The organism is Xanthomonas sp. LMG 12462, from assembly GCF_009192885.1.
GTDB lineage: Bacteria > Pseudomonadota > Gammaproteobacteria > Xanthomonadales > Xanthomonadaceae > Xanthomonas_A > Xanthomonas_A sontii.
In genome coordinates, this window is record NZ_NMPP01000014.1 from 72,134 (window position 1) to 94,542 (window position 22,409).

Genomic DNA, 22,409 nt, shown 5'->3' on the forward strand with positions numbered 1-22,409 from the left:
GGCAGTGAGCGCGGGCGACCAGGCCAAGAACATCAGCAGCAACATCGCCAATGGGAACTATGGTGCAGCCAACAGCGGCGGGCTGGGCGGTGGACTGCCGATGTCCCAGAGCGGCAACGACAGCACGACCACGCGCGCCAAGCTGACCGAAGGCAACATCACGATCGGCGGCAAGCGCACCACGGCGGCTGAGACGGGCATCAACACCGATGCCAGCAAGGCGAACGAGGCGTTGGCGACGCTGCCGGACGTGCGCAAGGTACTGGCCGAGCAGCAGGCGATGGGTGCGGCGGCCGGGACGGTGCTGGAGACCAGTCGGCAGGTGGCTGGCGACATCGCGGCCAGTGCAGCGAAGAAGACTGCCGAGGCGCGCGATGCCTACCTGAAAGGCCTCAATAGCGATGAGCAAGAGGCATTCGCAAAGCTGGATGCGACGGCGCAGCAGAACGTGCTGCTTAGTCAGAGCACGGCTTACAGCGACGCTTACGCCAAAGAAAAGCAATGGGGCACGGGGGGCGAATACAACCGCGCCTTGCAGGCAGTTACCACTGCACTGGTCGGTGGCGTGTCCGGTCAGAGCGGCACGCAGGTGGCGAGCAATGCGCTGGCGCCGTATGCGGCGCAACTGATCGGGCAGACCTTCGACGCCAACCATGGCAGCGATCCGAACGCGGCCGCGCAACTGCTCTCGCATGCGCTGCTGGGTGCTGTGCTGGCCGAAGCCAACGGGAGTTCAGGCGCAGGCGGTGCGTTGGCTGGAGCGGGCGGCGAAGCTGCAGCGCAATACCTGACCAAGACGCTCTATGGCGCCGATGCCAAGCCCAGCGATCTATCCGAGCAAGACAAGCAGACGATCCTAGCGTTGTCGCAAGCGGTCGGTGCGCTTGTCGGCGGGATGACGGGGGGCAGCTTGAGCGATGCGGTGGTGGGAAGCTCAGTTGCGCGGAATGCAGTGGAAAACAACTGGTTGAAGGAGAACGAGAATGAACTGAAAAAGGTTGCGCAGGCGGAATGCGCCGCCGCGAACAAGCGGTCTTGTGAGATCGTTGATGCCATCAACGAGCTAGATAAAGCACGCGATGCCGACTACGCGATCAACGTGGATTTGGCCAACGCATTGATGGATGAGGAAGGAGGAAAACACACGCTGCAGCGGTTCGACCAACTGATGTCGGACTACTGGGCGGCAAACGGTGTAGATCCAGAGGATGCCATTTTCGCTAGCACGGTGTCCCGTACATTCCCCACGAATGGGCAGAAGCTCTACAACGCACTCGATAAAATCCCAGGCGGCGTGCCTGGCATGGGCATATTTGGGATGATGCTTCCAGGGATTCTGGATCAAACTGGAACCACCGTCGCCGCATGGCAAGATCTTTATAAGCCTGGTCAGGCAACTAACTACTTCACTGGTGCATCGGTATCGGGCACGTCTGCATTCGATGAGCGATTCCTCGGTGCTGCCACTGTCGCCGAGATCCTTCTGACATCGGGCGCAAGCACTGTTGCGCGGACGGGACTCAAAGAGGTTGCTGAAACAGCAGGTGGCACAGGAGAGAAATGGGTTATTCGCTCGGTTGATGGTACTGCTACGGCGAATGTGGTGGCAGATGTTTCGAAAGGCAACGCCATTGATACAGCTGTTTTGAATGGCTTTCCTGAACTCCCTCCGGGCTACGGTACCTTGAAGTCAGCTGGAGCGGGTGCCAATGAAACGGGTCAGCTGCCGAATGGATTTAGACGTATAGTTAACCCTGATGGCGAAACGGTTATACAGGGTCCTGCTGGTGAAATTTATGCGTCCGAGGAGACCCTTGAAGCTCTAAGGAGTTCTGCTGCACTTGGTAACGCACAGTCGGCTGATGAGGCGGTAAAGCTAACTTTTGACAAGGCAACTCGGACTTGGACCACCCCAGCAGGACTCGAATATGGACAAGGATCCGTACATGGAAATAGAATTAAACATGTTTTAGATCATGCGGTCCCCAACCCGAATAAAACTACTCATAGCGTTTTCAATGTAGATCGAAAACAAGTCTTGGGATTAATTGATCAGGCTTGGTTAACAAAAGGAAGCCCTGTCCCTGGAGATCCAGGTGCTTATATCGTCCCGATGGGACGCGTTGTTGGAACCTCTGGCGAACAAAACATCAAAATAATTGTACGCCCGGGAACAAATAAGGTAATAACTGCCTATCCTGTCAAGTAGGGTTAGAGATGCTCTGTCCAAGATGTGAACAAGGCGATATTTGCACAGCAAAAATTAAATCCACTGGGAGATTGCTGTACATCTGCCAAGAATGTGAAGCTACATGGTTCTCGTCTGAGGCTGTAGGACTCGAGCCATTCGTGGATTTCGGAACATACATGGAAACCCTAGGGCTTCCACCACTGTGGAGTTCGCTGGATGTAGTATCTGATTGTTGAAAGAGGCGAGTTTGTTGATATTGGAATTACTACTAAAAAGCAGTTCCAAGATTTTATTGAAAATATAGTCGCCGACCCCGCGGTTGAACGTCGCCAAGCGGTTGACGGGACGACTTATTATCGTGATTACTCAACAAAAACTATTGTAACGCGCGGGCGTAGAGGCGAAGCTACTGCATTTAGGCCAGATGTAGGTGGTGTTGGCTGGGAAAAATATTTAAAAACTCAGGTGTCTAATAAATGAAAGATAGCATCAATAATCCTGTTGAAATTAATATTTTTTGTCACCGAAAGAGAGCTTAGGTATTTTATATTTTGTGGAATAGCTTTAATTCAAAACGTACCGGAGGATTCACTTCCAACTTATTGCGGGCTTAGTAAAAATGAAATTATAGATGTATCTATGAGGCTTCGGGAGTTTGCGGACAGGAAGGGCACAGAAATTTAAGTTTTATATTTAGTTTTAAGTTTCGAGGGTGCTGTTCAATGCAAAAAGCGATTTGGCCAGCGGCGGCGTCTTACTCAGCAATAGATATATGTAGCTCAATCATGAGTGAGGCTTTAGATAGGATCTATATTTGGCGCTATCAAAATCGAAGATGACAGATGGATGAGCGTTTAGCGGGAGCCGATGCAATGAGGCGATTGCTAGGGATTAAGGCCGCCTTGTAGATCGGCCACGACCTGTCGCTGACCTCGGGCACCGATGCCAACGGCAAGGCCACGGTGCGCACCAGCATCGATACCGGCGGCAGCCTGCAATTGGCCGCCGGCAACGACCTCACCATCCGCCAGGCGCAGGTCAGCGCTGACGGCAAACTGATCGCCGCGGCCGGGCACGATCTCAACGTGACCTCGGTGCTGGGCGATAGCCGCACCGTCACCGACCAGACCCGCCAGGGCAAGACCAGGCTCGTCACCACCACGACCACCCAGGACATCGACCAGCAGGCGCTCACCGCTGGCAACGACGTCAACCTGCTCGCCGAGCAGGAGCAGCACGACGCCGTGCAGGACATGCAGAAGAAGAAAAAGGGCTTCCTGTCCAGCAAGACCACCACCACGCACGACGAGTGGCACGACAGCACCACCGTGGCGACCACGCTCAGCGGCGACACCGTGCAGATCGCCGCGGGCCATGATCTGCTCTCGCAAGGCGCGCAGGTTGCAGGCACCGGCAACGTGGTGGTGGCCTTCAGCAACGATCTGACGCTGGAGACGGAGTAGAACACGCATAGCGAAGAGCACGAGAAAAAAACCAAGAAGTCGGGCATGTTCGGCAGTTGCGAGCGTGATGCTAGGCAGACTGCTGTTGGCAAAGAGGGTCGCTCAACAGACGTCGGTGGACATATTCAAGGATGACAGTTCGGCGGAACTTGCCATAGGTTCAATCTTTTGCCCAAGACGAGAAGTTTAACAATTCTACTTGAAGTAAGTGGGAGAATGAAATTAGATGAGATATAAAACTATGATAATATCGGTTTGGTAAAGGTTATTTTTTAAAGGGACGCCCCGAAATCAGCAAGGCCTGATGCATTAACTATTGATTGCTCCGTAAATGGTGGGTGATGCGCAAAAATTTCAGAAGTGAGCCCGGAGGTTGAGTGTGGATAGAGAGATTTATATTCTGAATAAGATTGTTCGGCTGATGCAAGATTCCGCTCCTGATGATTATGTCGAGGCGATTTGCGAGTTTTCATACGAAAAGTATGATGACAGCTGGGCTGTAGGTTCTAAATACTCTTTTGTGAGAGAAGGAATTTACTTTGGCGAGTTATTGGATGATCCAGATGATGAGATTTCTGGTTTGGTCCGTGAGTTGCACCAAGCAATGAAGGGAAAAAACCGCAGAGGTTGGGAAAAATTCACGGTTAAATTAATTTCATCCGGAGTGGCAAAGGTGAATTTCTTCTATAATTCAAGTAAAAACCAGGAAATAATTTTGCCATAAAATCAATGCAAAAATCTTTAAACAGGGGTGCTGGGGTTATTAAATGAAATTAAATTGGGAAAAGTTTTCTTTAGCTCTCGGATGCGCAGCCGATAGTCCTGAAATGGCTGAATTGCTCACTGAAATAAATGAGCGACCTATTTCTTCTTCTGATCCTGATGGGTATGGCGATTCGAACTTAAGGACTGATTATTGGCAGTTTTTTCATAGCGGCATGGAATTTGGGTTCCGCTGCAATACTTTGAGTTTTATTCATTTCTTCATAGAAGAACAGGATGAATTTTCCTTTTACCAGGGAGATTTGTTCGGAATGAGTAGCAAAAGTTGGGCTGAATCTTCAATTCTTGACAAGTTTGGGCTCCCGAATGATTTTGGAGGAGGTGGATACGATGCTTTACTTGGGCATGTTAAAAGATGGATAAAATATGACGTTGATGGCCATGGAGTGCGATTTGAAATCTTATCAGATGGCGGAGTTGGAAAAGTAACCCTAATAGCGTAGCGATGCCGGAAAGATCCATTGGGGAAAGTAATTCTAGCCCTATTAAAGCGGATGCTCATAATTGAATCGCAAAGTAGAGAAATGTTTTGATCGTATGCCTGGAAGGGGGGGTAATTTTTGCTTTGATGGGTTACTGAGATTTTTCTTAGCAGGCGATATAAATTGGACTTCAGCTTGGTCTTCTTGCAGTGGCCTGAATTTTGATTGGTCTGAAGCAATTGCTTATGACATATTTGGGACTGTCTACGCGGTTGATGATTCCGGTCAAGTCTATGTTTTTAGTTTAGATTCTGGCGACAAGTCTTATTTGGAAGTCGACCTTGATGGTTTTTTTAGTGCCATCGAATATGATCCAATATCGACAATTAGAAGCAACGTGTATGAAGAAGCTATACTGCGGCTGGGCAGGCTAAATTATTTTGAAAATTACGCATTGAAAGTAGAAGAGGCTTTAGGTGGCGAATTTTGTGTCGATAACATGTATATCTGTGAAAGAGTAAAGCACGCATCGATTTTGGGTGGAATAGCTCGTCAAATCAGAAACTTGCCTGTAGGAACGCGGTTGATTCCGCGAGATTGAATTTTTCAATCGTTTATCGAGTGATACGGGTTGGAGTTTATTTTAAAATTATTATTGCTGTTCTGACGCAATTTGCTTGCGGGTAATGGTATCCCCGGCAGCCGCTATTTGATCGAGACCGATCTGCGCTTCGTCGACTACAACAATTTCATCAGCAGCGACTACCCGCTCGACAAGCTTGGCGTGGATCCGCAGTGGACCCAGACCCGCATGGGCGCTGCAGGCCGGCCGGGATCTCAGCCCCTCACCGGCACCACTATGCAGGCCGGCAACAGCGCCGCGCTGCTGGCGGGCAACAACCTTACGCTACAGCCAACCGCACTATGAGACGAGTCCGGCCTGATGCGTGGTGGCGATGGCACCAGCCTGACCGTTGGCAACAACCTGTCAAGCAAGACACCAAGATCGGTACGGCAGCAGCCCGCAGAGCCGAAACTCTCAAGCAGTATGCTTCGCCCCTGACCAGTAAGAAGCCAATACCATGACCGACACCGCCGCCGTTCCCGTTCTCTCCGCCATCGAAGCCCGCGCCCTCGGCTGCCTGATCGAGAAAGAGGCGACCACGCCGGATGCGTATCCGCTCACGGTCAATGCGACGGTGGTGGCGGCCAATCAGAAGACCTCGCGCGAGCCGGTGATGACCTTGAGTCCGGGCGATGTGCAGCATGCGCTGCGGCAACTGGAGGGGCGCGGGTTGGTGCGGCAGCAGTTCTCTTCGCGCGCCGAGCGCTACGAGCATCGGCTGGCGTCGGCGCTGGACCTGACCCAGCAACAGGTGGCCCTGCTCGGCCTGCTGCTGTTGCGCGGTCCGCAGACCGCCAACGAGTTGCTGACGCGTGCCGAGCGCATGGCGCGCTTCGCCGATGCGGATGACGTCCGCCATCAGTTGGAACGGCTGGCGCAGCGGCAGTTGGCGGTGCAGTTGCCGCGTGCCAGCGGGCAGCGCGAGGACCGTTACATGCACTTGCTTGCCGGTCCGGTGGACGCGGAGGCACTGGCCGCCACGTTCAAGGCGCGGCCGACCGCCTCGGGCAACGATGAGTTGGAAGGGCGGGTGCAGGCGCTGGAGGCCGAGGTGGCGGAGCTGCGCGAGATCGTGGCGCAGTTGCAGGCGCAGCTCGCGCACGAGTGACGCTGCGTGGATGGGCTTCTAAACGAAGCCTCTGGTTAACCAAAGAACGCTCATGTAGGAGCGGCGGCAGACCCCCCGCAAAACCGCGGCAAGGCGCGTTACTACAGGTGCCCTAAACATCAAGGCACGCACCAAGCGCAGCGCCCCGCGATCGCAGGATCACTCCACCTCCACCTGCGGAATCACCGCCAGCATATCGGTGACACCGACATCGGCACCCGCCTGGCTCAGCAGGGTGGTGGCCTGGCCGCGATGGTGGGTCTGGTGGTTGAAGAAATGCAGCAGCAGGTCGCCGAAGCGCCGGCCGTGCGATTCGCCACGGGTGTTGCGATAGCGCAGCGCCACGTCGAGGTCGTCGGCACGCAGTTGCGACATCCACTCGGCGATCGTCGCATCCAGGGACTCGCGTTGCGTCCGCAGGTCCGCCAGGCAGTCGGCCTGCGGCGCATCCAGGGCGGTGGGGACCGGCGTGGCGGCGATGGCCTGCAGCGCCGGGTGCCGTGCCGGATGCTGGGCGAAGCGCTGCAGCCAGATCGTATCGGCCACCACCAAATGGTTGAGCGTGCCCAGCAGCGACCCGAAGAAGGCGCCGCGCGGCTCGGTGATCGCGGCGTCCGGCAGGGTCGCTGCCGCGGCGTAGAGACGCTGGTTCATCCATTGGCTGTAGTTGGCGAACAGCCGCAGTGTGTGCAAGGTGTCCATGCTCAGGCGTGCTCCTCGGGTGCATCCAACTCGCAATGATACAGTTCGACCTCGGCCGCCTCCGGACTCAGGCGCACCCGCCCCTGGGCGACGAAGCCCAGCGCGGCGAGCAGCCGCAGCGAGCGCGCATTGCCCGGAGCCACGATGGCGTAGACGCGCGGCAGCGCGAGCACGGTGCGCGCGTAATCCAGCACCGCGCGCGCCGCCTCGCTGGCGTAGCCCTGGCCCGCATAGGGTTGCAGCAGGGCATAGCCCAGATCAGGGCCGGGAAGGGTCGGTCGCAGCACCAGCCCCGCCACACCAAGCCAGGCGCCGTCGTCGCGACGCTCCACCGCATACAGGCCGAAGCCGTGCTCGGCGTAGCTGCGCACCGACCCATCGGCGAGATAGCGGCTGGCCTGCGTTTCGTCCCGCACGCCGCGGTCGCCGATGTGCGCCAGGAAGCCGGGGTCGTTGAGCAGGGCCAGCATCGGCGCGGCGTCGCTTTCGGGGTCCAGTCGGCGCAGTACGAGGCGCGCGGTGGCGATCACGGTGGACATGCGGCGTTCCTGCGGGTCGAGGCGTCAGCGTGGCGCCGTCGCCGTGGCTTGGCAAGGGCGCAGGCGCAGCGCGGTTCCCGGCGTAGACGCTCCGAATGCCGTGACTCCGGAAAGCACGAATGCCCCTACGCAAATGCCGTGCACCCGACATCCCGGTCACATGTAACAAACGTCTAGTTAACAGCTTCACATGGGGTGCCGGTATTCTGACGCCCATGCGACCCATCCCCCGTCTCGCCACCTTCCTGTCCCTGCTCTCCCTGGCCGGCCTCGCCGAGGCCCGTGGCGTCATCGAAAAGGTGCAGATCCAGGGCCTGAACAAGGACGAGGACGCGGCGATGATCGAGAACATCCAGGTCTCGCTGTCGCTGTACGACGCCATCGGCAAGGACCAGGGCGAGTCGCGCCTGGAGTACCTGCTGAGCCAGGCCGAACGGCAGACCAGGCAGGCGCTGGAGCCGTTCGGCTACTTCACTCCCAAGATCACCGTCGACGCGCCACGCCAGGACGACAGGCTGACCGTGGTGGTGCATGTGGACAAGGGCGAGCCGGTGCGGGTGCGCAATTTCCAGGTGGGCATCACTGGCCCGGCCGAGGACGACCGCTACCTGGGCGAGGACCTGAAGAACTTCCGGCCGCGCAAGGGCGACATCTTCGTCAGCAGCGTCTACGAGACCAGCAAGGTCACCATCACCCGGCGCCTGGCCGAGCGCGGCTACTTCGATGCCGACTTCACCCAGCGCAAGGTCGAGGTGACCCGCGCCGACCACGCCGCCGACATCGACCTGAGCTGGGACAGCGGCCGCCGCTACAACATGGGTCCGATCCGCTTCCACCAGGACTACTTCAACCAGAAGCTGTTCGATCCGCTGGTGTACTGGAAGGAAGGCAGTTACTACCACGAGGGCAAGCTCGACCGCCTGCGCGAGTCGCTGGTCAAGCTCGACTACTTCAGCGTGATCGACATCCAGCCCAAGCCGGAAGAAGCCGACGCCAACGGCGACGTGCCGGTGGACGTCAATCTCACCCGCGCCAAGCGCAGCATCTACACCGCCGGCCTCAGCTACGGCAGCGAGAGCGGCGCCGGCGTGCGCCTGGGCGTGGACCGCCGCTACGTCAACGCGCGCGGGCACAAGCTCAGCACGCAGCTGGACTACGCGCAGAAGCGCAAGAGCTTCATCACCAGCTACCGGATCCCGGCGTTCCGCTGGCTCGACGGCTGGTACACCACCTCGCTGCGCGTCTACGACGAGCAGACCGACTACATCGACCTGCGCAACGTCAAGCTCACCGGCAGCCGCAGCGGCCAGATCAACGAGCACTGGACCGCGATCGCCTCGATCAACGCGCTGCGCGAACGCTGGCGCTACGCCACCGATGAGGTGTTCGACGGTGCGCTGTACCAGACCTCGACGCTGTTCTATCCGCAGATCGAAGCCGACTACGTCGGAGTCGACGACAAGGTGTTCCCGCGCAAGGGCTTCAGCGGCAACATCAGCCTGCGCGGTGGCGCCGAGGGTGTGGGCTCGGATGCCAGCTTCGTGCAGGCGCACATGCGGGTGAACTGGTTCCACGGCATCGGCGACAACGACCGCCTGATCCTGCGCGGCGAAGCCGGCAGCACCTGGACCGACGCGCTGGTGGCGATGCCGCCGAGCCTGCGGTTCTTCGCCGGCGGCGACAACAGCATCCGCGGCTATGCGTTCCGAGAAGTCGGCCCGCGCACGCCGCGGCCGGACCGTTTCGCGCTCGGCGCCAAGCACATTCTCACCGGCAGCGCCGAGTACGAGCATTACTTCAAGGGCGGCCCGTGGGGTGGTGCGGTGTTCGTCGACAGCGGCAGCGCCTTCGACGACACGCCGGACTGGCACACCGGCGTCGGCTTCGGCCTGCGCTGGCGCTCGCCGGTCGGCCCGGTGCGGGTGGACATCGCCCATGGCTTGAACGATCCCGACTCGCAGTTCCAGCTCTATCTCAACATCGGAGCCAACCTGTGAGCGCGCCGATCGAGCCGACGTCGCCCTCCGCACCGCCGCCGCGGCGCCCGCGCTTCTATCGGCGCAAGCGCTTCTGGTGGGGCTCGGCGCTGACCATTGCCGGCCTGGTGCTGCTGGCGGCGATCGCGCTGTACTGGCTGCTGCAGACCGTGGCCGGGCGCGACGTGCTGCTGGCGCAGGTGGTGGCGCGGCTGCCGGCCGGCTCCACCCTCACCTGGGAACGCGCCGAAGGACCGCTGGCCGGGCCGCTGACCCTGCACAACCTGGATTTCCGCTACAACGAGATCCACTTCACCGCCGAGCGCGCCTACCTCGATCCGGACATCCGCCCGCTGCTCGGGCGCAAGCTGCAACTGGACGCGCTGGAACTGACCAACGCCACGCTCAACCTGGCCAAGAGCGACGAACCGTTCGAACTGCCGCGCTGGCCGCAGTCGCTGCCGCAGATCGAAGTGCCGCTGGCGCTGCAGGCCGACCGCATCGCCATCGATGGCCTGCGCATCACCCAGGCGCAGCAGCCGATGATCGACATCCGCACGCTGCGCGGCGGGGTGGAAGTGGCCAACGGCGAGTTCCGTGCCACCCAGGTGGTGGTGAACAGCGACCGCGGCGATTTCCGCGTCAATGGCGATTACCTGCCGGGCCAGGACTACAAGGCCGAGCTCACCGCCAGCGCGGTGCTGCCGGCCGCGCGCGGGCGCACCCCGGCGCGCCTGGGCCTGGTCGCGCGCGGCGACCTGGACAAGATGGAAGTGGCCATCGCCGGCAACGCACCGGCGCCGCTGCGCGCCACCCTGGTGTTCACCGGCCGCACCGATCCGGTGTGGGAATTCGCCGCCAGCAGCAAGGCACTGGATCCGTCGCTGCTGGTGCCGCCGGCCGACGATGCGCCGGCGTCCGTGCCGCTGGCCTTCGACCTGCGCGCCAAGGGCAAGGGCGGTAACGCCGATCTGCAGGGCGAACTGTCGCGCGACGGGCAGAAAATTGTTCTTGATCCCTCGCACCTGAGCCTGGACAACCAGGTGCTCACCGTCGCGCCGCTGCAGCTGCGCGCCTTCGACGGGCAACTGCGCCTGCGCGGCACCGCCGATCTGCGCGACCCGGACAACGCGCAGTTGCGCTTCGCGGTCAACGCCAGCGGCATGAGCTTCGCCACCGCGCCGGATCCGTCCACCCCGGACGCGCCGGCGGTGCCGATCAAGCTGGTCGAGGCCAACCTGGGCGTGGCCGGCACGATGAAACAGTGGGCCACCTACGGCGAAGCCACCGTCGCCCGCGGCAAGGACAGCGCCAAGTTGCAGTTGGACGTGCGCGGCGACGATCGCCAGGCGCAGCTGAAGCAGGTGCGCGCGACCATGCCCAGCGGCACGCTCGACCTGGGCGGCAAGGTGGCCTGGGTGCCGGAGTTGAACTGGGACGTGCAAGGCACGCTGGCCGGGTTCGACCCCGGCTACTTCGCACCGGGCTGGGACGGCAAGCTGTCCGGCACTTTCGCTTCGCAGGGCAAGCAGTTGCCGGCGCGGCCGGACGGCAGCGCCGCCGGCTATCAGGCCACGCTCGACATCCCGCGCTTGAACGGACGCCTGCGCAGCCGCCCGCTCGACGCCAACGCCAAACTCGCCCTGCAGGGCAGCCAGGGCGAGGGCAAGCTGCAACTGAGCCTGGGCGACAGCCGCCTGCAGGCGCAGGGCAAGGTCGGCGACCAGCTCGATGTGGACGCGCAGCTGCAACCGCTGCAACTGACCGACCTGCTGCCCGGCGGCGCCGGTAGCCTGCGCGGCAGCGTGCAGGTCAAGGGCCGCCGCGATGCCCCCGATCTCACCGCCGACCTCACCGGCAGCGGCCTGAAGTGGGACAGCTACAGCGCCGACAGTCTCAGCCTGCGCGGGCGCCTGCCCTGGCGCGGCAACGGCGGCGAACTCGCCCTGCGCGGCAGCGCGATCAATGCCGGCGTGCTGCTGCAGACGCTGAGCGTGGATGCGCGCGGCGCGGTCGAGAATCTGCAACTCGATGCCAAGACCGAGAACGACATGGGCGCGCTGGCCCTGGCCGGGCAGGTGCGACGCGATGGCGCGCGTTGGCAGGGCGCCTTGAACACGCTGCGCATCGCCCCGGCCAAGGGCGAACCGTGGCAACTGCGGCAGGCGGCCAACTTCAGCGTGGCCGGCAGCGCCTTCAGCCTGTCCGAGAGCTGCCTGGCCCCGGGCAGCGGCGGCGCCTTGTGCGTGTCCGCCGATTGGCCGAAGCAGGGCCTGACCCTGCGCGGCGACGCCCTGCCGCTGGCGCTGGTGCAGCCATGGCTGCCGCCCAGCAACGGCCGCAAAATGTACCTGCGTGGCGACCTGTCCATCGACGGCAGCTTCAAGCCGGCCGGCAACGCCTGGCAGGGTTCGCTGCGCCTGGCCTCGCGCGAAGGCGGGCTGCGCCTGGGCGACAACGCCCGCGGCGAACTGCTGCGCTACGACCAGTTCAGTTTCGTCACCGACTTCAGCGCCCAGCACATCCACTCCAAGCTCGGCATCGGCTTCCAGGGCGACGGCTTCGTCGACGCCACCGTCGACACCGGCTGGGACGCGTACGCGCCGTTGACCGGCGAGATCTACATGAACATGGCGCGGCTGTACTGGCTGGAGCTGTTCTCGCCGGATCTGGTCCGGCCCAAGGGCCTGATCGAAGGCCACGTCAGCCTGCGCGGCACCCGCTCGCAGCCGGCGATGGGCGGCGACGCCACGCTCAGCAACTTCACCGGCGAACTGCCGGCGCTGGGCCTGACCCTGAGCGAGGGCAAGGGCCGCTTCGATGCGCAGCCGGACGGCTCGGCGCGCATCGTCGCCTCGGTGAAGTCCGGCGAGGGCACGCTCAACGTCGACGGCGGGCTGTCCTGGTACGGCGACCGCACGCCGCTGCAGTTGAACATCCGCGGTACCAACGTGCTGGTCTCCAACACCGCCGAACTGCGCGCGGTGGCCAACCCCGACCTGCAGTTCGGCATCGCCAACAAGACCATGATGCTGAGCGGCCAGGTCACCGTGCCCTCGGCCGACATCGACCTGGAGCGGCTGGACCGCGGCACCTCGCTGTCCGAGGACGTGGTGGTGCTCGACCCGGCCGACCCCGAGGCCACGCCGACCTCGCCGCTGGAAATGGACCTGCGCGTGACCCTGGGCGACCAGGTCAAGATGGCCGGCTTCGGCCTCAAGGGTGCGCTGACCGGCGCCATGCAGGTGCGCTCGCGGCCGGGCCGCGAAACCACCGCCACCGGCGGGCTGGACGTCAGCGGCAAGTACAAGGCGTATGGGCAGGACCTGACCATCACCCGCGGCCAGCTCACCTGGAGCAACAACATCGTCTCCGACCCGCGCATCAACATCCGCGCGCAGCGCCAAGTCGGCGACGTCACCGCCGGCATCGACGTCACCGGCCGCGCCACCGCCCCGCATGCGGACGTGTGGTCGGACCCGTCGATGTCGCAATCGGAGGCGATGTCCTACCTGGTGCTGGGCCGCAGCCTCAGCAACACTAGCAGCGCCGAAGCCGACCAGGTCACCGCCGCAGCCAGCGCCCTGTCGGCCGGCAGCGGCCTGCTCGCCTCGCAACTCGGCGCCAGGCTCGGTTTCGACGACGCCGGCGTCAGCCAGTCGCGCACCCTCGGCGGCTCGGTGGTGGGCTTCGGCAAGTACCTCTCGCCGAAACTCTACGTTAGTTACGGCGTGTCGCTGATCGGCAGCGGCTCGGTCTTGACGCTGAAATATTTGCTGGGCCGCGGCTTCGACGCCGAGGTGGAATCGAGCACGGTGGAGAACCGTGGGTCGGTGAATTGGCGGAAAGAAAAATAGAGCCACCTCCTGCAACGGATCTATCGAGTTCTCATGAACCCCCAAAGCCGCGCACACAGGATTTTGCGCCCACTAGAAAATTTCGTTACATCGAGGGAAGCTTGCTCTATCCCCGAAGAGTTCAGAGACGTGTCGCTTGGTGAATTTATTGGGCTCTATAGAAATCGAGCCGAGCATGTTGGAGACGTCGCGTTCTTCTCCGAGGGGATGGCGTGGAGGGAAAGTACGGAAGTGCTTCAAGTCAAATATGGCGAAATTCTCTACCATTCACTTCCTAATGAGAAAAAGAGCCTAAGTTTGCTCGTTCGACTTTCCTCGGGTAGAGAGGTGCTGATGCCTGTTACAGGCGTCAAGGACGGTAAATTCTTTGACGCGCTAGCGGTCACTAGATTTCTGTATAGGGTCGTTGAAGATCTTCAAAGAAGAAGATGATCCTCAAACGGTGACGCATGCATCGTGTGCTCACTGCAACGGCTTCGGTAGCGTTTCGATGAGAAGGCGTTGTCGCGTGCTCCCAGGATGCGAATAAGGCTGGCTGGTACAAGCCGGGTGCTAAGGTCGAGCCCTGTCTTGTTCCTGAACCGTTCCATGCCCATTACTGCCAAACTTGCTGCCTCTCTCAGCCCTAAGTCTGATAGATGCAAGAAGCTCGATGTTGTATCAAATTACCTTGGAAAGGTTGGGGATAAGAGTGGAGTAATGATCACTCCTTTATCGCTTGCGAAGAACACGTTGGCTAGCGCAGAGTCTAATGTAAACATCAAAATTGATCTAAAGCAGATGCGAGTTTTTCGTCGGCGTACTTGCGTGCAAATCCGGGAAAATCTGCCGGTGATATTGGCGCGAGAGGTTCGGCGGCACTGGCTCATGAGGGGCGCCACGAGCTCGACTATCAGAGAGTTGGGTGCCCGAACTCTAGAGCGACGGAATATAGGACTGAAATGAATAAGTATCAGACTCAGGCCGCTGTCGGGCAGGGTTTAGGCATGAATCTCGGGGTTTCTACTCCGCAAGAAGTTGCCGCTGGTACTGATGCTTCAACCGATACATGGTGTCAAGGAAATCCTGCATGCAACTGAATCGACTCCTTGCTGTTGCTTTCAGTCTTGCTGTCCAGATTGAATTGCCACCAATCGCGATGGCAACTGAACTGCGGCCTATGTCTGGACATTCCGGCGTCGCCATTTCTTCAATTTGCGAGTTGACACAGAGAGGGAAGGAGGCCAGCGGAGCGCAAGTACGAGTCCGAGCGATTTTTACCAGTGATCTGCTAGAGCGAAGCGTAATCACTGATCCGAAATGCCCCTCAGTGGTTGTCATCCCATTTGACGCTGAAGAGTCAAAATTGGATGTGGAGAGTATACGGCGTTTCGATGTTGCTGTGGCAGGAAAACTTTCAGACCGTGCGATTAGAGTTTTCTCAGTGGATGTTTCAGGGATATATGTTTGGCGTGGCGGCGAGAAGCCAGCCGGCTCGATCTACATCGAGAAGGTGTGGTGCTTTAAGAGGCGAAATGCCGACTAAAGAACTTGTTGGATGATTTCGGCACGGTCACGACAAGGCCCGCGTCGCTGCGGGCCTTGTTGTTTTTTGGGTTGTCTTGTGTGGCTACTGATGCGCAGCGATGATCGAATCCAGCACCTGAAAAATCGCTCGCTGCTTGGCTTTGGGCAACGCTTAGGAGAACAGGTAAGGAGAACAGGGGTCATAGTGCATTTTCTTGCGGAGTAATGGGGTCGGGTTCATTTATTAATAGCAGGAATTTGTGTATAGGGGCTTAGGAAGTGAGCTGACCCTGCGCTATTTTTTGTCTCAAGCATTCTGGATCTTTCTTGGTAAAGATCACACCCACTGATGAATGGATCGGCGTCTTGGTTGCTGCGATCGCATTGGCCGGCTAAGGTCGCGGTCATGTTCTTTGCCTCGACCTCTGCATGCCCTTGCCCAACTGCCTTGCCGCATCTCTCACTCTAAGCCTAGCCCTCACCACCACTGCCCACGCCGACGAAGGCATGTGGATGCCGTCGCAGATGCCGGAGCTGGCCAAGCCGCTGCACGAGGCTGGCTTCCAGGGCGATCCACAGACGTTGGCGGAGGTGACCCAGCCACCATTGAGTGCGGTGGTGAAGGTCGGGGGCGGTACCGGGGCGTTCGTGTCCGCGGACGGGTTGCTGTTGACCAATCACCACGTCGCCTACGGGGTGATCCAGTACAACACTTCGGCCAAGGAGAACCTGATCGAGAATGGGTTCATCGCGCGGGATCGCGCCGACGAGCGCGCGGCCAATCCGGATTTCCGGGTGCTGGTGACGGTGGGCTTCGACAAGGTCACCGATCAGGTGCTGGGGCCGGCCAAGGGCAAGACCGGGCGCGCCTACTACGATGCGGTGGATGCGGCGAGCAAGCGGATCGTCGCCGACTGCGAGCGCGAGGCTGGGGTGCGCTGCAGCGTGGCCAACATGTATTACGGCACCGATTTCTACCGGATCCGTCAACTGGAACTGCGCGACGTGCGCCTGGTGTATGCGCCGCCGCGGGCGATCGGCAACTACGGCGATGAGATCGATAATTTCATGTGGCCGCGGCACAGCGGCGATTTCACCTTGCTCCGCGCCTACGTGGGCAAGGACGGCAAGCCGGCGGACTATAGCGTCGACAACGTGCCCTACCAGCCACCGGCGCATCTGCAGATCGCCACCGATGGGCCGAAGGCCGGGGATTTCGCGATGCTGGCTGGTTACCCCGGCATCACTTACCGGCATCGCACTGCGGCCGAGTTCGCCGAGCAGGTGGAGGCGACGCTGCCGCAGCGGGTGGCAGTGCTGGACCAGTTGATCGAGGTGATCGAGGCGGCGGGCAAGGCCGATGCGGAGGCGCGCACGCGCTATGCGTCGCAGCTGCAGTCGCTGAAGAACAACCGCAAGCGGGCCGCCGGCGAACTGGAAGGGCTGCAGCGCAGCGATGCGGTGCGGCTGCGCGCGGAGGACGAGCGCGGCATGCTTGCGGCGACCCACGGTAGCGATGCGCGCGATATCGCGGCATTGCAGAAGATACTTGGCCAGGCGTCGGCGTTGCGCGAGCGCGATCTGCTGTTGGGCTTGATCGCCACGCAGACTCAGGCACTGCGTTCGGCGCTGACCCTGGAGCGGCTGCGGCTGGAGGCGGTCAAGCCGGACGATCGGCGCGAGAGCGGCTACCAGCAGCGCGACCTGGCGCTGATCGAGGGCATGCTCAAGCAGGTGCAACGGCGCTATTCGCCGGCCGTGGAGAAGGCGCTGCTGACCACGCTGCTGACGCGCTACCAGCAGTTGCCGGATGCGCAGCGGGTGCCGGAGTTCGATGCGGCGTTCGGGCGGACCCCGGCGCAATTGCAGGCGGCGCTGGACAAGGCTTATGCCGGCACGGCGCTGGGCACCGAGGCCGAGCGGCTGTCGCGCTTCGCCGCTGCGCGCGAAGGCAAGGCGCCTGCGGCCGATCCGTTGCTGGCGCTGGCTGCCGCGTTGGTGCCGGCGCAGCTGCGGCTGGACGACGAGCGCAAGGCGCGCGAGGGCGAGCAATTGCGGTTGCGCCCGGCTTATATGCGTGCGCTGTTCGCCTGGCGCAAGCAGCAGGGTCGTGCGGTGTATCCGGACGCCAACAGCACGCTGCGGATCAGCTATGGCCGCGTCGAGCCGCTGGCACCGCGCGATGCGGTCAGCTTCGCGCCGCTGACCACGGTGGCCGGCATCGTCGAGAAGAACACCGGCAAGGAACCGTTCGATGCGCCCAAGCCGCTGTTGGCGGCGATCGCCAGGGGCGATTTCGGCAGCACGGCCGATCCGCAGTCGAAGACGCAGCCGGTGAACTTCCTGACCAACCTGGACACCACCGGCGGCAACTCCGGCTCGCCGGTGCTCAATGCGCGCGGCGAGCTGATCGGGCTGAACTTCGACAGCAATTGGGAGGCGGTCAGCGCCAGCTGGTGGTACGACCCGCGCTACAAGCGCGCGATCCATGTGGACATGCGCTATCTGCGCTGGTTGATGGCCAAGGTGTATCCGGCGCCGCAACTGCTGAAGGAGTTGAACGTTCCGCAGGAGTGAGTGGAGCAGGTTGGGGAGGCGGGCGTCGTTTGGCGTTGCTTCGAGCAGAATAGGGCAGGGCATGTGATGTGCCCTGTACCCTGATGCGGATGCGGCATGGTCTGATCGCCGTCGCAGCGACGAACATGCTTTGTACCCGCGCTGATGCATCGATACAGGACCGCCACCGCTCACCGCGATGCGCTGCCGCGATCGGGGGACCAGGACAATGATCCTGGTCCTGGAGACTCCATGCGTCGGGACTGAAGTCCCTCCCACAAGCTGCAGCATGCGCTGCGGTCGGCGAGATGGCGTGTTCGATTGAGACCGTGGAGATGCGGATGCACCGGTGGTGGCTCACGACCCGACCGCGTTGCAGGGCTTAGACTGACCGCATGGAGTTGCTTGTCGCCAAGCCCTTGCCGCGTGCTTTCTATGCGCGCGATGCCCGCGTGGTGGCGCCGGAGCTGTTGAACAAGCTGCTTGTCACAGCCGACGGTCGCTGCGGGCGCATTGTCGAGGTGGAGGCCTACTGTGGTGCCGAGGATCCGGCGGCGCACTCGTTCCGCGGCATGACGCCGCGCACGCGGGTGATGTTCGGCCCGCCTGGACATCTGTACGTGTACTTCATCTACGGCATGCACTGGGCGCTCAATGCGGTGTGTGGCGGTGCGCCGGGGCATGCGGTGCTGATCCGCGCCTTGGCGCCGGTGGCCGGGATCGAGGCGATGCAGTCGGCACGCGGTGCGGCGCGCGCCGCCGATCTCACCCGTGGGCCGGGGCGCCTGGCCAAGGCGCTGGGTGTGACGGGCGCGGACAACGGGCTGGACCTGATCACGCGGCAGTCGCGCCTCTGGCTGGGACAGGACGGGACGCCGCCGCCTGTTGCGCCAGTCGTCACCACACGGATCGGCATCAGCAAGGCGATGGACGCGCCGTGGCGCTGGCATGTGCCCGACGAGCCGAACGTGTCGCGCTTCGTGATAAGTCGGGCGAAGCGCCGCGGGTAGCGTGGCGCTTGTAGGCATCGTCGCACTACACGCTGCAAGAGGGTCGGCGCCTCGCCCGCCGTCACGAGTGAAAGGCCGCAATGCGGTGGTGACGGAAGGCGCTTTGGCCCGGAGACGAACGCATTCCCTCAGGGACCTTCGCTTCGTTCGTCGCGGCTGACGCCGTTCCTACGCTGGGAAACCTGCGTCACCACCGCCACAAACGGGCGAATGGCTGAGGATATGCCGACAAGGCGCACCTAGGCGCTCGCGGCGCTCGCATCCAGCTGCGCGATGGCATCGGCCACGACCGTGGCGAACGGTGCGTCCACGTCCACCGAGATCACGTCTGCCTCGTCCAGCGGCAGTTCCAGCGTGTCGAGCTGGCTTTGCAGCAGGGCTGGTGGCATGAAGTGGCCGTGGCGCGCGGCCAGGCGTTCGGCGATGACATGCGCGGCCGCGTGCAGGAACACGAAACGCATCGGCACCCCGGTGTCCCGTAGCTGCTGCCGGTGCGCTTTGCGCAGGCCGGAGAAGGCCAGCACGACGCTCTGCCCGGCATCGACCGATGCGCGCAGGCGCTGCGCCAGCGCCGCGACCCAGGGCGCGCGCTGCGCGTCGCTGAGCGGGATGCCATGCGCCATCTGCGCCTTGGCGGCGGCGCTGTGGAAGTCGTCGGCGTCCAGGAAGGTGAGTCCGTAGTGGGCCGCCAGTGCCTGGGCAACGCTGGTCTTGCCGCTGCCGGACACGCCCATCACGACGATAGCTTCGGCGCGTTGCGGCGGGGATGAGGGGATGTGAGTCACGCGCTGCGGTCCCGTGGGGTCGCCCGCATGATGCCAGCGTGGGCGTTGTGTGGACGTCAGCGCTTCTGTACCGGGTCTTGCGCTGTTGTTGAGATGTGCGCCGTGGCAACTGGGTTCTGTGTGGATCCTGGCGTCGGGGCTGAAGCCCCTCCCACAGGGACTCCAGCCAGCACTCCTGGTTCCGCACCCCGTGCTTGCCTCTTCCCGCGAGGTGTTTACATCGTCACGTTCGCCGTCTCGACCAGATCGTCCCACTGCAGTCGCGTGCCGGACGCATCGTCGCTGTGTTGCAAGGTGCGGCGAACGGCGCGACGCATGGCGCGGCTGATCCAGTTGTGCAGGTCGCGGCCGGAGTGGCCTTCGCTGCGCTCGGCGACCCAGGCCGCCGCAGCGTCGGCGTCGAGGTCCAGCGGCTTGCCGCGCAGCAGGCGCGAGACGATGGCGACGCGCGCTGCGTGATCGGGGAGGGCGATGACGATCTGTCGATCCAGCCGCGACAGCAATGCCGGGTCGATCGCCGCGGCATGGTTGCTGGCGGCCAGCAGGAACACCTGGCCCGCGTGGCTGGCGACGCCGTCCAGTTCCTGCAGCAGTTGGCCGACGATCTCGCGGGTGTACGCGTCGTCGCCGTCGGCACCGCGTGCCGGCGCGACGATGTCCAGTTCGTCGACGAACACGATGCACGGCGCCTGCGCCCGCGCGCGCTCGAACGCCGCCTGCACGCGCTGGCCGGACTGGCCTAGGTAGCCGGCCTTGAGGTCGGCGCTGCTCAGCGCGATGAAGGCCAGCCCGGACTGGCTGGCCAGGATCCGTGCGACCTGGGTCTTGCCGGTGCCCGGCGGGCCGACCATCAGGATCCCGCGCGGGACCGGCACGCCGAGCGTGGCCAGGGTCTCGGCATTGCGCAGTTCCTTGCCCAGGCCGACGAACTCCTCGACGGTGGCCGCCGGCAGCACGATGTCGTCCCAGCCGAGCGTGGCGACGGCAGTGGAGCCTTTGCCGCGCAGCGCGCGCAGGTGCGCGAGCAGGGTGGCGTTGTCCAGCGTGCCGTCCACACACTCGGCGGCGACCCGCGCGACCAGCGTGTGCAGGTCGCGACCGGACAGGCCGGTGCTGTCGGCGATCGCCTGCGCGTCCGGCTCCAGCGCGAAACCGGCCCGTCGCAGTTCGGCGCCGAGAATGCGCGCGCGCGCCGCGGCGTCGGGCAGGCCGATGGCGATGCTGGCGGTGAAGCGCGACAGGATCGCATCGTCCAGCAGCGCCGGGCGGTTGGTCGCGCCGATCACCAGCACCTGGCCGTGCGCGGCATGGAAGCCGTCCCATTCGGCGAGAAAGGTCTGCACCAGTTCCGCACCAAAGCTGTCGCTGTCGGCGCCGCCGCGGCGCGCGAACACGCTCTCGCATTCGTCGATGAACAGGATCGCCGGCGCGCGCTCGCGGCATCGTTGCCAGATCGCCTGCACCTTGGGGCCGGTGTGGCCGACGTGCGCGGCCTTCAGGTCGGCCACGCCCAGCGCCTCGAAATGGCAGCCGGCGTGGCGCGCGAGCTTGCGCGCGATCAGGGTCTTGCCGGTGCCCGGCGGCCCGTGCAGGAGCATGCCCTTGGGTGCCGGCTGGCGCCCGGACACGAACAGGTCCACCAGCTTCAGGATCTGGTCGAGCGTGGCGTCGGGCAGGGCGACGTCGGCCCAGTGCCGTTGCACCGCATCCAGGCTCTGCAGCCGTTGCTGCAGCGCGCGTTGCTGGCCGCGCGCGACCTCCCAGGCCTGCACGTGGTCGTGCAGCGCGGCGATCGGTGCGACATCGACGGCGGCGTCTTCGGCCAGTGCCAGCGCCAGCGATTGCAGCGACGGCGGAGCGTCGGCGGCCAGATCGGCGTCGAGGAGGATCAGGGCCGCTGCATGGCGGGCATCGGGCAGCACGATCAGCGCCTGCAGGCGCGGGTCCTCGCTGCCGTCGTGCAAGGCCAGCAGCCGCGCACCGGACAGGTCGCCCTGTGTGGCAGGAATGGACCAGCGCCCGTGCAGGGCGCGCTGCGGCCATGGCGCGCGGGTCACCGGATAGGTCGACCCTGGATCGTGCTGCCCGGCATCGGCCACCTGCACCAGCGCCAGCGGCAGGCGTGCGAACGCCTGCAGTGCGCGCCTTTCGGCATGGCTGTGGTGCCACGCCAGCAATTGCGCACCGGCGACGACCAGCAGACCGTACGCCAGCAACGAGGGCAGCAGGCTTTGCAGCAGCAGGCCGCCATCGCCGTGCAGGCCGACCTGGCGCCACCAGACGAGGAAGCTGCGCGTCTCGCCCAGCCAGTGTGCGCTGGTCCACGGCAGCACCAGCACCAGCATGCCGATCAAGGCCGCGCGCCAGCGCCAATCCGGCAGCAGCGGCCGCAGCAGCAGCGCCGGTCCCCAGGCGCGGCGGCGCTCGCGCCGTACCGCCGCCCGCGCCGCACTCCTGGCGTGCGCAGCGAACCGGCGCCGGATCGCGGCCACCGCCTGCTCCACCGCCGGCAGATGCCGCTCGATATCCGCATCGGCCTGCGCCTGGCGCGACTGCGCCTGCTGCACCTGCGCAAGCAGACGCTGCGTCTGCTGTTGCAGCGACGGCGGGGGCGTCGGCACGGCGGCCGGGATGCCGGACATCAGCGGGGGCAGGCGCAGGTGGTCACCGCGCGCATCTTAGCCCGAGCGCCGGTGGGGCTGCTGTGGCTGGTTGCAGGTTGGATTGCCCTTGCTGGTGCGGTTGCTTTGGTTGTTGCCTTTGCCTTATCGGGTTCCCTTCCGAAGCGGCGGCCAGCGTGGGGAAAAACCCCGAAGGGGCGGCGCACATGGATGTGCGCCGTCCGCGGCAGGGGCAGGATGCCCCTTCCGCGGATCCCCGGGCTGG

16 protein-coding genes are annotated in these 22,409 nt (G+C 62.8%); 12 read left to right on the top strand and 4 right to left on the bottom strand.

Annotation, left to right across the window (positions count from 1 at the left end; genetic code table 11):
* Nucleotides 1-4 precede the first annotated feature (4 nt).
* The 7 genes from CEK69_RS21205 to CEK69_RS04825 all read left to right on the top strand — a co-directional run bounded on the left by CEK69_RS21205 (nucleotide 5) and on the right by CEK69_RS04825 (nucleotide 6,592).
* Nucleotides 5-2,209 carry a VENN motif pre-toxin domain-containing protein gene (locus CEK69_RS21205; protein ID WP_226975040.1) on the top strand — a complete coding sequence of 735 codons (2,205 nt, stop codon included), beginning with the start codon at nucleotides 5-7 and terminating at the stop codon, nucleotides 2,207-2,209.
* A gap of 908 nt (nucleotides 2,210-3,117) precedes the next feature.
* On the top strand, nucleotides 3,118-3,654 hold the full coding sequence (locus CEK69_RS04800) for a hemagglutinin repeat-containing protein (RefSeq protein ID WP_152244188.1): 537 nt from the start codon (nucleotides 3,118-3,120) through the stop codon (nucleotides 3,652-3,654).
* A 379-nt stretch (nucleotides 3,655-4,033) separates the two neighbouring features.
* The gene (locus CEK69_RS04805; protein ID WP_152244190.1) at nucleotides 4,034-4,378 is read left to right on the top strand and encodes a hypothetical protein; all 345 of its coding nucleotides are present in this window, start codon (nucleotides 4,034-4,036) and stop codon (nucleotides 4,376-4,378) included.
* Between the two features lie 103 nt (nucleotides 4,379-4,481).
* Complete coding sequence (locus CEK69_RS04810; protein WP_193313901.1) at nucleotides 4,482-4,880, top strand: hypothetical protein; 399 nt, start codon at nucleotides 4,482-4,484, stop codon at nucleotides 4,878-4,880.
* A 61-nt stretch (nucleotides 4,881-4,941) separates the two neighbouring features.
* A complete protein-coding gene (locus CEK69_RS04815; protein ID WP_152244194.1) occupies nucleotides 4,942-5,460 on the top strand; it encodes a hypothetical protein in 519 nt (172 codons plus the stop codon).
* Between the two features lie 108 nt (nucleotides 5,461-5,568).
* The gene (locus CEK69_RS04820) at nucleotides 5,569-5,787 is read left to right on the top strand and encodes a hypothetical protein (protein ID WP_167522039.1); all 219 of its coding nucleotides are present in this window, start codon (nucleotides 5,569-5,571) and stop codon (nucleotides 5,785-5,787) included.
* Nucleotides 5,788-5,941: 154 nt separating this feature from the next.
* A complete protein-coding gene (locus CEK69_RS04825) occupies nucleotides 5,942-6,592 on the top strand; it encodes a DUF480 domain-containing protein (protein ID WP_152244198.1) in 651 nt (216 codons plus the stop codon).
* Between the two features lie 159 nt (nucleotides 6,593-6,751).
* On the opposite strand, the gene CEK69_RS04830 is transcribed toward CEK69_RS04825, so the two are convergent.
* Together CEK69_RS04830 and CEK69_RS04835 are read right to left on the bottom strand one after the other, a co-directional pair.
* The gene (locus CEK69_RS04830; protein WP_152244200.1) at nucleotides 6,752-7,294 is read right to left on the bottom strand and encodes a DinB family protein; all 543 of its coding nucleotides are present in this window, start codon (nucleotides 7,292-7,294) and stop codon (nucleotides 6,752-6,754) included.
* Between the two features lie 2 nt (nucleotides 7,295-7,296).
* On the bottom strand, nucleotides 7,297-7,833 hold the full coding sequence (locus tag CEK69_RS04835; RefSeq protein ID WP_152244202.1) for a GNAT family N-acetyltransferase: 537 nt from the start codon (nucleotides 7,831-7,833) through the stop codon (nucleotides 7,297-7,299).
* Nucleotides 7,834-8,048: 215 nt separating this feature from the next.
* On the opposite strand from CEK69_RS04835, the gene CEK69_RS04840 reads away from it, so the two are divergent.
* The 5 genes from CEK69_RS04840 to CEK69_RS04860 all read left to right on the top strand — a co-directional run bounded on the left by CEK69_RS04840 (nucleotide 8,049) and on the right by CEK69_RS04860 (nucleotide 18,738).
* Nucleotides 8,049-9,830, top strand: coding sequence for an autotransporter assembly complex family protein (locus CEK69_RS04840; protein ID WP_152244204.1), 1,782 nt, complete (start codon nucleotides 8,049-8,051; stop codon nucleotides 9,828-9,830).
* On the top strand, nucleotides 9,827-13,666 hold the full coding sequence (locus tag CEK69_RS04845; protein WP_152244206.1) for a translocation/assembly module TamB domain-containing protein: 3,840 nt from the start codon (nucleotides 9,827-9,829) through the stop codon (nucleotides 13,664-13,666). The genes CEK69_RS04840 and CEK69_RS04845 overlap by 4 nt, the downstream gene beginning before the upstream one ends.
* A gap of 1,069 nt (nucleotides 13,667-14,735) precedes the next feature.
* Nucleotides 14,736-15,191 carry a hypothetical protein gene (locus CEK69_RS04850; RefSeq protein ID WP_152244208.1) on the top strand — a complete coding sequence of 152 codons (456 nt, stop codon included), beginning with the start codon at nucleotides 14,736-14,738 and terminating at the stop codon, nucleotides 15,189-15,191.
* A 488-nt stretch (nucleotides 15,192-15,679) separates the two neighbouring features.
* The gene (locus CEK69_RS04855) at nucleotides 15,680-17,749 is read left to right on the top strand and encodes a S46 family peptidase (RefSeq protein ID WP_226975041.1); all 2,070 of its coding nucleotides are present in this window, start codon (nucleotides 15,680-15,682) and stop codon (nucleotides 17,747-17,749) included.
* A gap of 374 nt (nucleotides 17,750-18,123) precedes the next feature.
* Nucleotides 18,124-18,738, top strand: a complete 615-nt coding sequence (locus CEK69_RS04860; protein WP_152244212.1) for a DNA-3-methyladenine glycosylase — start codon at nucleotides 18,124-18,126, stop codon at nucleotides 18,736-18,738.
* A gap of 239 nt (nucleotides 18,739-18,977) precedes the next feature.
* Here the strand turns inward: CEK69_RS04860 and CEK69_RS04865 are convergent, their stop codons facing one another.
* Nucleotides 18,978-19,472, bottom strand: coding sequence for a gluconokinase (locus tag CEK69_RS04865; RefSeq protein WP_152244274.1), 495 nt, complete (start codon nucleotides 19,470-19,472; stop codon nucleotides 18,978-18,980).
* 266 nt (nucleotides 19,473-19,738) lie between these two features.
* Nucleotides 19,739-22,165 carry an AAA family ATPase gene (locus CEK69_RS04870; RefSeq protein ID WP_152244214.1) on the bottom strand — a complete coding sequence of 809 codons (2,427 nt, stop codon included), beginning with the start codon at nucleotides 22,163-22,165 and terminating at the stop codon, nucleotides 19,739-19,741.
* Between the last annotated feature and the right edge of the window lie 244 nt (nucleotides 22,166-22,409).

Bases quoted from the DNA above. Each gene is read 5' to 3' on its own strand.
- CEK69_RS04810 (WP_193313901.1), top strand. From the start codon at position 4,482: ATGGCTGAATTGCTCACTGAAATAAATGAGCGACCTATTTCTTCTTCT.
- CEK69_RS04825 (WP_152244198.1), top strand. From the start codon at position 5,942: ATGACCGACACCGCCGCCGTTCCCGTTCTCTCCGCCATCGAAGCCCGC.
- CEK69_RS04830 (WP_152244200.1), bottom strand. From the start codon at position 7,294: ATGGACACCTTGCACACACTGCGGCTGTTCGCCAACTACAGCCAATGG.
- CEK69_RS04835 (WP_152244202.1), bottom strand. From the start codon at position 7,833: ATGTCCACCGTGATCGCCACCGCGCGCCTCGTACTGCGCCGACTGGAC.
- CEK69_RS04840 (WP_152244204.1), top strand. From the start codon at position 8,049: ATGCGACCCATCCCCCGTCTCGCCACCTTCCTGTCCCTGCTCTCCCTG.
- CEK69_RS04850 (WP_152244208.1), top strand. From the start codon at position 14,736: ATGCAACTGAATCGACTCCTTGCTGTTGCTTTCAGTCTTGCTGTCCAG.
- CEK69_RS04855 (WP_226975041.1), top strand. From the start codon at position 15,680: ATGTGGATGCCGTCGCAGATGCCGGAGCTGGCCAAGCCGCTGCACGAG.
- CEK69_RS04860 (WP_152244212.1), top strand. From the start codon at position 18,124: ATGGAGTTGCTTGTCGCCAAGCCCTTGCCGCGTGCTTTCTATGCGCGC.
- CEK69_RS04865 (WP_152244274.1), bottom strand. From the start codon at position 19,472: ATGGGCGTGTCCGGCAGCGGCAAGACCAGCGTTGCCCAGGCACTGGCG.
- CEK69_RS04870 (WP_152244214.1), bottom strand. From the start codon at position 22,165: ATGTCCGGCATCCCGGCCGCCGTGCCGACGCCCCCGCCGTCGCTGCAA.